The organism is Syntrophales bacterium (assembly GCA_035363115.1).
Lineage (GTDB): Bacteria > Desulfobacterota > Syntrophia > Syntrophales > PHBD01 > PHBD01.
This window is the reverse complement of record DAOSEM010000001.1, coordinates 566,339-579,617: the sequence shown is the minus strand read 5'-3', so window position 1 is coordinate 579,617 and position 13,279 is coordinate 566,339. Positions and strand designations below refer to the sequence as shown.

16 protein-coding genes are annotated in these 13,279 nt (G+C 54.2%); 2 read left to right on the top strand and 14 right to left on the bottom strand.

Going from position 1 to position 13,279, the window contains the following annotated elements; genetic code table 11:
- Window positions 1-14: 14 nt before the first annotated feature.
- The 10 genes from hemL to PLO63_02535 form a co-directional block, all read right to left on the bottom strand.
- The gene (hemL, locus tag PLO63_02580; GenBank protein HOI73011.1) at window positions 15-1,298 is read right to left on the bottom strand and encodes a glutamate-1-semialdehyde 2,1-aminomutase; all 1,284 of its coding nucleotides are present in this window, start codon (window positions 1,296-1,298) and stop codon (window positions 15-17) included.
- 1 nt (window position 1,299) lies between these two features.
- Window positions 1,300-1,764, bottom strand: a complete 465-nt coding sequence (locus PLO63_02575) for a hypothetical protein (protein HOI73010.1) — start codon at window positions 1,762-1,764, stop codon at window positions 1,300-1,302.
- Window positions 1,765-1,959: 195 nt separating this feature from the next.
- Window positions 1,960-2,436 carry a redoxin domain-containing protein gene (locus PLO63_02570; protein ID HOI73009.1) on the bottom strand — a complete coding sequence of 159 codons (477 nt, stop codon included), beginning with the start codon at window positions 2,434-2,436 and terminating at the stop codon, window positions 1,960-1,962.
- A 74-nt stretch (window positions 2,437-2,510) separates the two neighbouring features.
- On the bottom strand, window positions 2,511-3,272 hold the full coding sequence (locus PLO63_02565; GenBank protein ID HOI73008.1) for an SDR family oxidoreductase: 762 nt from the start codon (window positions 3,270-3,272) through the stop codon (window positions 2,511-2,513).
- Window positions 3,273-3,324: 52 nt separating this feature from the next.
- Window positions 3,325-3,825, bottom strand: a complete 501-nt coding sequence (locus PLO63_02560; GenBank protein HOI73007.1) for an N-acetyltransferase — start codon at window positions 3,823-3,825, stop codon at window positions 3,325-3,327.
- A 115-nt stretch (window positions 3,826-3,940) separates the two neighbouring features.
- On the bottom strand, window positions 3,941-4,876 hold the full coding sequence (locus PLO63_02555) for a hypothetical protein (GenBank protein HOI73006.1): 936 nt from the start codon (window positions 4,874-4,876) through the stop codon (window positions 3,941-3,943).
- A 128-nt stretch (window positions 4,877-5,004) separates the two neighbouring features.
- Complete coding sequence (locus PLO63_02550) at window positions 5,005-5,652, bottom strand: hypothetical protein (GenBank protein HOI73005.1); 648 nt, start codon at window positions 5,650-5,652, stop codon at window positions 5,005-5,007.
- A gap of 108 nt (window positions 5,653-5,760) precedes the next feature.
- Window positions 5,761-6,471 (bottom strand): hypothetical protein, encoded by a 711-nt coding sequence (locus PLO63_02545; GenBank protein HOI73004.1) that lies wholly within the window; start codon window positions 6,469-6,471, stop codon window positions 5,761-5,763.
- A 177-nt stretch (window positions 6,472-6,648) separates the two neighbouring features.
- Complete coding sequence (locus PLO63_02540) at window positions 6,649-7,155, bottom strand: hypothetical protein (protein HOI73003.1); 507 nt, start codon at window positions 7,153-7,155, stop codon at window positions 6,649-6,651.
- Window positions 7,136-8,263 carry an XRE family transcriptional regulator gene (locus PLO63_02535; GenBank protein HOI73002.1) on the bottom strand — a complete coding sequence of 376 codons (1,128 nt, stop codon included), beginning with the start codon at window positions 8,261-8,263 and terminating at the stop codon, window positions 7,136-7,138. Before PLO63_02535 ends, PLO63_02540 begins: the two co-directional genes overlap by 20 nt.
- A gap of 265 nt (window positions 8,264-8,528) precedes the next feature.
- Here PLO63_02535 and PLO63_02530 point away from each other — a divergent pair, with 265 nt between their 5' ends.
- Together PLO63_02530 and hypB are read left to right on the top strand one after the other, a co-directional pair.
- Window positions 8,529-8,879 (top strand): hydrogenase maturation nickel metallochaperone HypA, encoded by a 351-nt coding sequence (locus PLO63_02530; protein ID HOI73001.1) that lies wholly within the window; start codon window positions 8,529-8,531, stop codon window positions 8,877-8,879.
- A complete protein-coding gene (hypB, locus tag PLO63_02525) occupies window positions 8,879-9,559 on the top strand; it encodes a hydrogenase nickel incorporation protein HypB (GenBank protein ID HOI73000.1) in 681 nt (226 codons plus the stop codon). The genes PLO63_02530 and hypB overlap by 1 nt, the downstream gene beginning before the upstream one ends.
- Here the strand turns inward: hypB and ftcD are convergent.
- The 4 genes from ftcD to PLO63_02505 all read right to left on the bottom strand — a co-directional run bounded on the left by ftcD (window position 9,516) and on the right by PLO63_02505 (window position 13,064).
- A complete protein-coding gene (ftcD, locus tag PLO63_02520) occupies window positions 9,516-10,421 on the bottom strand; it encodes a glutamate formimidoyltransferase (protein ID HOI72999.1) in 906 nt (301 codons plus the stop codon). The genes hypB and ftcD overlap by 44 nt on opposite strands.
- A complete protein-coding gene (locus tag PLO63_02515) occupies window positions 10,418-11,074 on the bottom strand; it encodes a metallophosphoesterase family protein (protein HOI72998.1) in 657 nt (218 codons plus the stop codon). Before PLO63_02515 ends, ftcD begins: the two co-directional genes overlap by 4 nt.
- Before the next feature lie 51 nt (window positions 11,075-11,125).
- Window positions 11,126-12,058, bottom strand: coding sequence for a signal recognition particle-docking protein FtsY (gene ftsY, locus PLO63_02510; GenBank protein HOI72997.1), 933 nt, complete (start codon window positions 12,056-12,058; stop codon window positions 11,126-11,128).
- A 598-nt stretch (window positions 12,059-12,656) separates the two neighbouring features.
- Window positions 12,657-13,064, bottom strand: coding sequence for a DUF2778 domain-containing protein (locus PLO63_02505; protein HOI72996.1), 408 nt, complete (start codon window positions 13,062-13,064; stop codon window positions 12,657-12,659).
- Window positions 13,065-13,279: the final 215 nt, after the last annotated feature.

Below are 13,279 nucleotides of genomic sequence, written 5' to 3'. Positions count from 1 at the left end.
CCGAATCCGTTCTCTTACCACGCCGCCAGCGTTTCCCGGCACGCGCTCAGGGTTCTCTCGAAGTCCTCGTCCATGTGGGCAAAGGACACAAAACAAGCCTCGAACTGGGACGGCGGCAGGCTGATTCCCCGTTCCAGCATCCCCCGGAACCAGCGGGCAAAAGTCTCCGTGTCGCTCTTCGCGGCCGTCGCATAATCCGTCACGGGACCGGGAGTGAAAAAGACGGTGAACAGGGAACCGGAGCGGTTGATGGTCACGGGGATCCCCTTTTCCTCGAAGAGGGCCTGGAGGTCGAAGCAGAGGCTGAAGGTTTTCCGGTCCAGCGACTCGTAATGTGCCTCGTTCTCTTTCAGAATCCGGAGCGTCGCCAGTCCCGCCGCCATGGCCAGGGGGTTTCCCGACAGGGTGCCCGCCTGGTAGACCGGGCCGGCGGGAGCCAGATGGTCCATGATGTCGGCCCGGCCCCCGAAGGCGCCCACGGGCAGGCCGCCTCCGATGATCTTCCCGAGGCAGGTCAGGTCCGGCGCAATGTCGGTGACGGTCTGCCAGCCGCCCCAGGCAACGCGGAATCCGCTGATCACCTCGTCGAAAATGAGCAGAATCCCCCGCTCCCGGGTGAGGTCCCGCAACGTCTCCAGGAACCCCGGTTTCGGAAGTACAACCCCCATGTTTCCCGGCACGGGCTCCACAATCACGCAGGCCATCTCATCGCCGTGGGCGGCCAGCGCAGCCTCCAGTGCAGCGGGGTTGTTGAAGGGCACGGTGACCGTCAGCGCCGCCAGTTCCTTCGGCACTCCGGGGCTTCCGGGAATCCCGAAGGTGGCGACGCCCGATCCCGCCTTGACGAGAAGCGAATCGGCGTGGCCGTGGTAGCAGCCCTCGAACTTCAGGATCTTCTCCCTCCCCGTGAATCCGCGGGCCAGGCGGACGGCGCTCATGACGGCCTCCGTCCCGGAGGAAACCAGTCTCACCTTCTCGATGGACGGAAAGGTCTCCACCAGGAGCATGGCCATCTCCACCTCCCCGGGCGTCGGGGCTCCGTAGCTCGTTCCCCGGGCGGCGGCCTCGGCAATGGCGGCGGCGACGGCCGGGTGGGCATGTCCCAGAATCATGGGCCCCCAGGAACCGACGTAATCGACGTACTCCTTCCCTTCCACGTCCCGGATCCGGGAACCCTTGGCCTGCTCGACGAAAAACGGCATCCCGCCGACGGACCGGTAAGCCCGGACGGGGCTGTTGACCCCCCCGGGAATCAGCTCGCAGGCCAGGTTAAACCAGTCTTCCGATGTCCACGCCATGTCAGAAATACTCCATGCTTGTTTTCTTCAGTTCTTCCACACTCGTGAGAACCAGGTAGGCGGCGGCTCCCGCCTGTACGGCGAGCTCTTCCAGAAAACCGGCCCCCTCGCCTTCCCGGAAGTGAACCATGGTAAAGAGGCTGTAGCGGCCGAGAAACAAGGGCTCCCGGCGGTAGCAATGGGTCACTTCCCGGCGGGACGCGAAGATCTTGCCCGCCTCGTCGCACCGCTCCTCCGGTACTTCCCAGGCGACCATGGAGTTCCGGGTATATCCGGCCCGCTGATGCCTCAGAACCGCCCCGAACTTCCGGACAATCCCCTCCGACTTCATGGCCCGGAGTTCCTCCAGGACCTTCTCTTCCGTCGTCCCGGCCGCCTTCGCCACGTCCCGGAAGGGCCGTTCCGTCAGGGGCAGGTCTCCCTGGAGGAGGGCGGCGACGGAGGTGCGGACAGGATCGGCCGGCATTGGCAAATTTCCTTTTTCGGATAGAAAGTTGCGGACTTCCATGTCATGAATCCCCGAAAAAATCAAGCCTCGCAGCCCCGGCGGGGCAGCCGTGAAAAAGCCGCCTGACGGCGGCCTGGTGAAGAGCTGAACACCCGGATCCCGACGCTGCAAATCGCTCTCACGGGCAGACACAGGAATGCCGTCCCTGGAATATCAGAGTACGTCCGGATTCTGACGGCCGATCAGATCGAGGATCTCTTCATTGGGAGGGATATCGGCCATGGAATGGCCGTAATGCACATACCGCAGCGTGCCGGACCGGTCGATCAGCATCTGCGCGGGCATCCGGCCCAGCTTGAAAATCTTCACCTCCTGGCCGTACAGCTTCAGGACGGTGTGAGAGGGATCGGGCAGCCCGACAAACGGCAGGGTTTCCTTCTCCCAGTATTTCTGAAAAGACCCGGCATCCTCCGGCCCGACGACGAGGATTTCCGTGTCCAGCTCCACGAAGCGCTGATAGTCGCGGCGCAACTGCGCCATGTGCCGGCGGCAGAACGGTCAGATGAATCCGCGGTTGAAGACCACCAGGACGTTCTTCCGGTTCCGATAGTCCGAAAGCGAAATGGTTTTCCCATTGAGGTCAGGCAGCGTGAAATCCGGCGCGGGGGTGTTCAACTCGACTCTGGCCATCGTCGTCTCCTCCCTTTCCCATTGCGGGAACACCGCGATCCCGAACCTCAGGCCGCAGCGCCCCCCGCTCTCCGTCAGGGGTAATCCTGCCGTGTAGGCCGAACCGTGATGTTGCTGACGTGGACATGAGGCGGCTGTGTAACCACGAAGTGGATCGCCTCGGCCAGGTCGTTTCCCGTCAGGAGCGGACCGAATGTGTCCTTGAAAAATTTTACGGTTTCCGCACTGTGTCGCGCCACGGCCTGAAAGCCGCTGAGTACCACGCCCGGCTCGACCAGGGATACGCGAATCCCTTTCGGTCCCAATTCACGCCGGAGCCCCTCGGCCAAGGCATGAACGGCAAATTTCGTCGCTCCGTACACCGCTCCAAAGGGTGATATGTGCCGTCCCACCACGGACCCGACGACAACGATGTCGAGCGCGGCCTTAGGAAAGACGCCCCCCTGCCCCGCCACCATCTTCTGCGCGGCTTTTTGCAACAACCGGAGGGCACCCGTCACGTTGATCCTGAAGACGTCTTCGAATTGCGACAGATCCGCGTCCTTGACCGAACCGCTCAGCCCCCTTCCCGCGTTGGCGACGACAATGTCCGCGGGCCTGCCGAAATGCCCGGCGGCCGCGGCAAAAAGCCTCTCCAGCACAACATCGTCCGCTGCGTCCCCGGCGATACCGTGGAACGCGGGACCCAGTTCTTTTTCCAGACCGGCAAGCTTTTTCCCGTTGCGTCCGTTGCCGATCACGCCGAAGCCGGCGGCGACGAATTTTCTGGCCGTGGCTTCGCCGATTCCGGACGTCGCCCCGGTCACAATTGCGATGCGTGCATACTCGTCAGGCATGGTCCGTCCTCCTTGCTAAACATATCTCACAACCCAGCCGCGCTCCGGATCCTCATCCTTTGCCATAGAAACCGGGATGAAACGACACGTGGTCTCGAACGCCGTCTTTCCCTGAGGGCAGGGAGAGGACATTCTCCGGCGGCACGCCCTCGCAGCCCAGTCCCGGGTCGCTTCGGAAGCCGAATCTTGTGTAGTAACCTGGATCGCCCACGAGCACGCAGCCCCCGGCACCCAAGTTTTTCAGCAGGGACAGGCCCTCGTTCATGAGGGCTTTTCCAATCCCGCGCTTCTGGAATCCCGGCAGCGCAGAAATGGGGCCAAAGCCATACCAGTCCGGACTGCTGTCCGACATGGTCACGGGTGAGTACACCGCATGGCCCGGGACCTTTCCATCAACCTCCGCAACCAGCGATATCGTCAAGACATTAGCAACCCGCAGCGTACCGGCAATGAACGGTTCCATGTCTGTGCTGTACAGGTGAATCTCGAAGGCTGCCTTCGCGTGTTCGAAGATGGCCTGGATGTCTGAGTCGGTTTCTTTTCGTATAACCATATAGAACTCCTTATTAACAAAAGTATATAATATTCAAGGTTGACTCCCATCACAAATAACATTAATAAAGACACACTTTAGAAAACTCTGGCAAATAAAATATATACATATCTGTTCATGCTTCATCGTTATATTGTCCGTCCAATTCTTCTGCCATTTTCTTTATCTCCTCAACATGACACTTTATAAAGTATATAAAGATATGGGCGCTCTTATTATTTAGATCAGATGAACTGGGCTCAGCAAAATATGCCTTTAGTTGCGCAATCGGGTATACAAGTAAGTCTAGATTGTACTTTATTGAGTCATACGCATAGAGTATTCCCCTTTTATCCAACTTTCTTTTGAATTCCTCTAGAACCTCCGAAATAAGCTTAATGTGAATGGAACCAAATTCTGCAGGTATACTCCCATGTGCTGCTTCATATAACTTTTCAAAATAATAATTCAGGACAGAAGGGAAAGCATCTATTATACAATCCTCTCTAAGCATGGCTTTATGCTCAGCCTCCTCTCTATCAAGCATTTTAAGGACATTGACCAGCACCAGCATTAGTATTTTTTGCTGTTTCCTGATGAGAGATGATATATTAATAGTTCGGAATAGTGGTGATTGACCATTTGCATAAGTTGTCATTAATTGGAAACTTTTCTTACTCATGCTTGTCCTTGAAATGAAATTGAAGGCTTTACCTTGCCCTCCACCTCGCTTCGTGGGATGTCCAATACTATCATTTCTAATTTCTCTGATTTGCCTTAAGATCATATCTGGTGAATATTCAATATTCAAAGCCTCACAAAGATTACAGACTGCATCTTGCTGCAAGAATAAACTCTGTAATATTCCATAAGTAAGAAGGTATTTCCCTCTTTGATCATCAGGCTCTGGGGCCAATTCATATGCTTCAATAGCAAGTTCTGTATCATCGATTAGGTCAAGACAGCTGCACAGCATATTCCATGCTGCCTTGTTCTGAATCAAAGCGTATTGCTTTCGAGGATTATTGATGTAATTGCGTATTTCTCGTTCAAGTTCTGCAATTGTCTTCATAAAAAACCATCATCACACTCTATCTTGTTTCTTCGCCCATTATTTTCTTCCGTATATCCCATACCCATCGTCTACACCCGTCGTAATTATTCTCCAAATTAGATACATTTAATTAGGATCGTGCTCCTCTATGTTAAGTCGTTTGCTATTGTAAACACCGACGAAAGAGCTCCTTTTGCTGTGGCTTTCGAAATAGTGTGTTTTGCTGAAGATTCTCTTTCTAAATGTACTATATTACGAAATTGTCTTACTGAATCTGCAAGTTTATGAATAGCCGATTTAAGAAGTCCATTATCCTCACAAGCTTTTATGTAGGCATCCAATTTGTTCTTAGACGGATTTACGTTCTTACATGAAAGATAAAGCCTAAGTAGTTCTTCGATTACGCCTCCAGCTAAAATAACTGAAGGTTTATTAAATCCATGATTAGCCAATAAATAAGCTTGTGCTATATCACGAAAAATTACTATTCGTTTGAATTGATCTTGAATGAAGTTTATCTTCTTTGCAAAGGACCTTTTTGTTATACCATATTCCTTCTCAATTGCTTTCCATGCATCTACTGTTAATAGCGGCTCTCCCGCTTGATACTTGATTTCAAGATCTTTCTCTCTGGCATCTCGCAGATTGGCTTCTCTGGCAGAAAGCCATGAAGATGCAAACGCATGAGCTGGACTACCTATACTTCCAAATCGACCAGAAGCAATCATCATACGTGCTTGATCAATAGGCATTAAGTCGATCTGATCTGCTATATCCTTCTGATAATTATGCATTTTCCACCCCTCGAACTCATCAAGTTGTCATCTATATTTGTACCCATATCAGATAGGATAATATGTATAAAACACAAACTATACATCATGACTTTTAGTTAATTCCCCTTACTGATTGATGTGCTCGCCATCAATATAAAGCGATGCATGCTTGTATCCGCCATATTTATTAGCCCAATATAAAATAAATCCATTTGAAGAAATGGTCCTATTTCGCGAATTGGGTGATAGAACAAATCCAAACCAGTCGAGAAATTTACCATCGAAATAATCCAAGAGGTTATCTATCATAACCTGAATATTATTAAGCAATATACCAATACAAGGTTTTATTAATCCATAATCAAAAGCTTTGTTATCTTGATTTTTATATATTCTTGCATGATGGACACCCTTCTGTTCGAATAAGAGTAGGAAATCTTCATAATTGTGAACTAAATTGTCACGGGTTTCCTTGAAATCATTGAACCACTTGGACGCAGAAGATAAAACCCGCGATAAGTCAACTGGTATTTTCTGCGTCGCTTGCTTTTTAAGAAGGTTACTGAAACTCTTAGGAAGGTTTTGTTTACAGTGAAAACATCTAATCACCCCTGAAATAGCATCAAGATAAATTCTTATTTCATAATACAAAGCTTTCAACAGAACAACGGTTTCTACGTCAACAATAAAGTTCATTTTATTGATTGTTTCGATTGTTGGAATGGATCGCTTTTCAAGGATAAAAAGTCTTTCATCAATAAGGCGAAGAAGCGTGTTTATGTCTCGTTCGCATGTAGCAATTGCCCGGAATACATGAAGGTAATTTGAAACGATCATTTTAGGTTTTCTATGTTGATGCAACAGTCTGATCTTTATGATCCAATCAGACAGATATGTAGAAAGGACATTTGTATGTGAAACGGTAAACATTTTCTACTTCCGATCCTTAAGCCATATCATTTCAATCTTCGGCAATACACAATATAAAAATCTTCATTGCTCCGATTTTACAAACTAAAAGTTATATATATTCTGTTCCCTCCCAATCGCAATATTGTTCATAAAGAAACTTTCAGTATGCCTCTCTTTCAGTCCTGGCTTCAACAACCCTGACTTTCTGAGCAATTCTTCGGCAGAAATCCCACGTTCTGCAAGATCCAGGAGAGGCAGCGTCCTTATCGCGGCGGCATCACAGGTGCAGAAAGTGAGGCTGCCTTCCCTGATCAGTATTGCCAGGGATTCGATCTCTCCGGGGTGGATATTGAAGGGGTTGGTTTGGGAAAGCCTACTCAGAAGAACGGCTGCATCATCCGTTGATGCGCTTAATTCCTTGATCAGACCGGTATTGACATATGTTTCACGAAACGAAACGGCGTATTTTTTGCCATCCCGCTTAAAAAACTTGACCTCCTCGATGACCGATGATGCTGCATGAATCTCGTGTATCTTTACCAGTTTGTCGAGAATGTCGAGCGACAGGAAATCAATGAGGATGTCGGCATCAAGTAGCCATAATTTCAATCGTTTTCCCCTCCGACTCCATCAGGCCCGATTTTTCTATGAAATCATCGATGTCGCTGCGGTCGATGTTCAGCAGTTCGGCGAACTTCCCCCTTGAAATCAGCCCCTTCCGCAGGCAACGGATGGCGAGATTGGTGAAGCGTTCGGATTGAATCGGCTTTACATCCTTTGAGCGCTTTTCCCGGCTCACCTCTGCCAGTTCTTCGTTCTTGGCGATGGAATCGGCCGTTTCCCATTTGATGAGATTGATGAAAGCAAGGCGGTAAAGAAGCGCCTTTGCCGACACTCCGAATTCGACGGCCACGTCGACGATGTCAGAATACGTAAGTTGTTTGTTGTTTTCGATGATCTGCTCAATCACCCGACGGATCTCGTCTTCCGGAAGGAGCAGCATGGAAGCGAACTTGTCCGCTTTTTTCTCTACATCGTCAAAAAAGAGGGCGTCGTTCATTTCCTCCGGTGAGAAAGCCTTCCACAAGATCAGGTGAAAGAGTTCATGGGCGAGGTCATAATTCCGGCGCCAGGGGGCTTCGTTCGCATTGATGACAACAGCTTTTCCCATGTCCGGATGCACCATGGATGCAGCGGAACCGCAGGCAAGTGGATAATAGATGATTTTGACTCCGTATTCCTGTTCCAGGACCTTATGGAGCGAACAGGCCGGCCTCTTGCCGAGACCCATCATGCCCCTGATTTCTTTGGCCAGACGGCCGATCGTGGCATTGTTCCGAACCGACTCGCGCGTCACCTCCACGAATCCCTTTTCAGTCCTGACTCGCAGCAACCGCTCCAGCGTATGGTACTGCTCGCAAAGATGAAAGATCTCCCTCTCCGCTTCCTTTTTCTTGTCGCTTGTCGCAGGCGGGTTTCGCCACAGAACTGCGCAATCCTTTGTTGTCGGCTCACCCGAGAGGAAATCTCCAAGATTACAGAAATACGTTCGGGCAAAGCGGGCCAGTTCGGAAACTTTGACTTCGCGCTGTCCGCCTTCGATGTTGCTCAACGTCTGATAGCTGGGAAAGCCCAGTCGTTTGGAGGCCTCGCTGAGCGACAGGCCTGCCGCTTCACGGGCTGTTTTCAGGCGGGATGCGAGTTCTTCTTTGGTCATGGGAAGGGCTCCTTCATTTGTTGACGGAAGAACATTAACGAATATTATGTTTCATGTCAAGCAAGATAAGAATTTTTAATTGATTACGTGTCAATGTCAGGCCAAACCTGCGTCTCCATTTTCATCCTTCCCTTCCGGCACCCTTTCTGATACCGGATGAGACCCGGGACGGAAACCGCTCCGGAAGCAGCGAAGCAGAGTCCCCGGCCTAAACAGGCCCCGGAAGGAACTCCTGCCCCCATCACCACCAGCCGTTGAGGCCGTCATGCACGAACTCCCCGTCATGGAAAGCGTCCTGAAGATCGTCCTCGGCCACGCCGAGAGGAACCGCGTCCGGAAGATCGTGGCCATTCACCTGAAAGTAGGGGAACTGAGCGATCTGATCGAGGACTGGATGCAGCGCTACTTCGACTACGTCAGCAAGGGGACCCTGGCGGAGGGGGCGGTGCTCAAGATTCAAAAGATACCGGTGCGCTTCCGCTGCTCCGGCTGCGGCGTGGAATTCGGGGCGGACATCCGCCAGGAGGCGGAGATCCGCTGCCCCGACTGCGGCGCCGACCGGCCCGCCCTCATCGCCGGTCGGGAATATTTCATCGAGAACATGGAGGTGATCTGATGGCCGAGATCCGGCTGGTCGAAATCAAGGAGGAAATCCTGGCGGACAACACGGCCCTGGCGGAGGAGATCCGGGCGGACCTGAAGCGGCGGGGGGTGTTCCTCCTGAACCTGATGTCCTCCCCGGGATCGGGCAAGACGAGCCTGATCGTCCAGACCCTCCGCCGGCTCCGGGAGGAGTTCCGGATCGCCGTCATCGAGGGCGACATCGACTCCATCGTGGACGCCGAGACGGTCTCCCGGGAGGGAATCCCGGCGGTCCAGCTCCGGACGGGAGGCTTCTGCCATCTTGACGCCTCCATGATCCGCCTGGCCCTGAATGAGCTGGACCTGGCAAACCTGGACCTGATCGTCATCGAGAACGTGGGAAACCTCGTCTGCCCCGCCGAGGTGGACACCGGGGCCACAAAGAACGCCATGATCCTGAGCGTCCCCGAGGGCGACGACAAGCCCCTGAAATACCCCCTGATGTTCAGCGTCTGTGACGTGGTGATCCTGAACAAGACGGACTATCTGGAAGGGTCGGATTTCAACGTCCCGGCATTCCGGGAACGGGTGGCGCGGCTGAACGCCAAGGCGCCGGTCCTGGAGGTCTCCTGCCGCACCGGGGCGGGCCTCGACGCCTGGATCGACTGGCTCAGGACCCGGGCAGGTGCGACTCGAGAAAACGCTTCTCGCTGAACTCCACCAGCTTGATCTCTCCGGGATCAACGCCCGCGAAGGCGCCCCGGGGTGCAAGGCCGATCAGCTCCGACTCCAGAACGCCGACGCCCGCTTCCACCGCCGCCGCTTTCACCGCCTCGAAGGCGGCGCGGACGGGGGTTACCCGCCAGTCCGTCAGGTTCATAGACACCTGGGCGATACCCCGGCTCTCCAGAAACACCCCAATGGCCCGCAGGGCGGGCAGGCCGCCCCCGGACTCCCGGATCCTGCCGGCGATCCGGCGGGCCAGGTGCATGTCATTCGAATCCAGGTTTACATTGAAGGCCACCAGCGGCATCCGGGCGCCCACCGCAGAGGCCCCGGACCGTTCGTTGAAAGACGCAGGCCCCGCATCGGGCCGCCACGCCGGATCCTTCATCCGTTCCCGCAGTCCCTCGTAGCCTCCCCGCCGCAACTGCGGCAACGAACGCCGCTCCGGCTTGAGGGCCGCCTCGCCGTAGAAGAAGACGGGCACCCCGCACTCGTCCCCAAAGGCGGTCCCGAAACGTCGAGCCGCCTCCACGGCAACGTCCATCCCGGCCCCACCCAGGGGCACAAAGGGAATCACGTCCACCGCCCCGATCCGGGGGTGGCCACCCCGGTGGTCCCGCATGTCGATCCGCTCCAGGGCACGCCTGCAGACAGCCAGGGCGCCCTGTACCATCGCCTCGGGCTCCCCCAGGAACGTGAGGACGCTGCGGTGATGGTCCCGGTCCAGGCACAGGTCCAGGCGCCGGATTCCCGGGAAGTCGTCCAGGGCGGCCGCCACGGCCTCCATGGCCTGCCGGTCCCGTCCTTCACTGAAATTGGGAATGCACTCCAGGATCAATGGCTGGGTCAATTCGATGCTCCTCGCGCCGTGTGGAACCGCATCGCCGGCAGTTCCACGCAGGTCAGCGGGCCGCCGTAGACCGCCCCGGTGTCGATGCCGATCTTGGTCCCGTCCACGTAAGGTTCCGGCAACGGGGTGTGGCCGAAGACGACCGTCTTGCCGAAGGACGCCGACGAATGGATGAACTCCCGCCGGATCCAGACGAGATCCCAGGGATCCTGCTCCGCCAGGGGAATCCCCGGCCGCAGGCCCGCGTGGACGAAGAGATACCGCTCCGTCTCATGCCAGAGGGACAGCGAGGAGAAGAAGTGCCGGTGCTCCTCCGGAAGATCGCCGATCCCCACCGGTTCCCCCTTCCAGAGCCCGTAGGAGCGGAGCGTCGCAACCCCGCCGTTTCCCAGGAACATCGCCGCAGCAGCAGGATCTTCAAGGTAGTCCAGGAACATCCGCTCGTGGTTCCCCATCAGGCAGACGACCTTCGGGATCCGCCGCCGGAGCGCCAGTACGGTCTCGACGACTCCCCGGGAATCCGGCCCCCGGTCAATGTAATCCCCGATAAAAACGACGGTGTCCGTCTCCGGTCGCAGTTCGAGCCTGTCCAGGAGCTCCTCCAGGAGGGAGCGGCAGCCGTGGATGTCTCCGATGGCAAAGATGCGCTCCACCCTCTTCGCCTCCGTTCCTCCCCGGCCTTGATCCCTGTCCGGCCGGGAATCTCAGTCGAACAGCGCCTCCACGAATTCCGCAGCGTCAAAGGGCCGCAGGTCGTCCAGCCCCTCGCCGACCCCGACATACCGGATGGGAATCTTCAGTTCCCGGGCGATGCGAATCACCACGCCGCCCTTGGCGGTCCCGTCGAGTTTCGTCAGGATGATCCCGCTGACGCCGATCTCTTCATGAAAGAGTTTGGCCTGCGAAACGGCGTTCTGCCCCGTCGTGGCGTCCAGGACGAGGTAGGTCTCTTGAGGCGCGCCGGGCAGCTCGCGGCTCATGATCCGCTTCATCTTCTTCAGCTCCTCCATGAGGTTGACCTTCGTGTGGAGCCGTCCCGCCGTGTCGATGATGACCACCTGCTGTTTGCCCGACGAGGCCGCCTTCATGGCGTCGAAGACCACCGCCGAGGGATCGGCCCCGGCCTGCTGCTTCACCAGGGGAGATCCCGTCCGGTTCGCCCAGACCTCGAGCTGCTCGATAGCGGCGGCCCGGAACGTGTCGGCCGCCACCAGGATCACGTCCTTTCCTTCGCCCTTGTAGGCCCTCGCCAGCTTGCCGATGGTGGTCGTCTTCCCGGTCCCGTTCACCCCGATGACCATGATGACGAGGGAGCCGCCGGCAGGCGCGGAGACGGGAGGCGCCGTACCGGACACGAGGATCTCCTCCATGGACTCCCGGAGGACCCTCTTGAGGAGTTCCGGCTGGGTCAGTTGCTTGCGCTTCACCTGCTCCTGCATCCGCTCGATCAGCTCGTGGGCGAAGGTGGGTCCCACGTCGGCCATGATGAGAGCCTCTTCGATGTCGTCGTAGAGCTTCTGGTCGATGACCTTCGCCCCGAGGATCAGGTCGTCCACATCGGTAAGGAGGAGCTTCTTTGTCTTTTCCAGCCCCGACTTCAGCTTGTCGAAAAATCCGTTTTTTTTGCGATCGAACAATCCCATAGAATACCTGTACCGAAAGAAGATGCCGGCGCAACCGCCGGTAAGGCGTGGCTTACCACACAAAAGTGGAAAAGGGGACAGATTTGAACGATGGATCCATTCCGACTCGCCAGTGTTCACGGGCGGCGCGAAGAACCCGAAGATTTGGCTGGGGCAGAAAAAAAGTTAAGGTCTTCGTCTCTGACACCCATCTTCATCTACAGTTTTTTGTACCTTTTCTTTAACCATCGCACAAACAAATTAACAAAGATAGGACTTACGAGAAACAAGTATGAGAAGAGAAAAGCCAATATGAAATATGGCGAAAATACAGGAGGCATGTCGTGATACACAATATTCCAATTCATATAACTGTCAAACACAAAAAACAAAAAACAGTAAGCTGCTAATGGACCAAGGGCTTCGAATCCTATTTTTAATGCATAGCCTATATAAAGCACCACTAACCATGGTAGATACTCAATGGGATGGGCTTGAGGAGGAAACTGCCGTGAGCCATTTATAAGCAATTCGATTATCAAGAATGATGAAAAATGAATCAATCCACCAACGCACCCTTTCTTCAATCGTTCTTTCATCATAACCATCTATCCTATCGGACAATAACTTTGATTTTGCGGCTAGTATCGGCAAGCATGTCATTTAATAATTGATCGGTAATAGAATTGCCAAATATGCCACCACCGAAATCAACACATCCGGAGGATCCAGGGAATAAACCGCCATGCAAATAAAAATTTCTTCTTCCGTATGTGTCTGTCTCCGGATCTGGAATCAATGGAACATTCCAATCCCCCCAATCACCATATCTCATGTTAAAAAGATCGCGAATCTTGCTTGGATTTGAAAGTTGAGTAACATCCACGGTGTATGAACCTTTTGGAATAGGTCCTTCGTTTTCTTTACCACTGCATTCTGGCCTGTTCATACTTTCAGCCTTGCCAGAAGTAATTGGAATTATGTATGGAATGCGACCAGGTTGTTCAGGATCAATCCACATGGCTCCTGTTTCAATAAAGATTCTTATTTTTGTTAGCCCAAGTGGGTCGACATATCGCACAGGGTTATTTTGGACATAATTGTATTGGTTTATCCCTCCGGCGAAGCCGATGGGATCCCTGGTGATGAAGCGCCCGGCCCTGGGGTCGTAATATCTGGCCCGGTAGTAGTAGAGCCCCGTCTCGGGGTCGTACTCCCGGCCGGTGAAGGCATAGG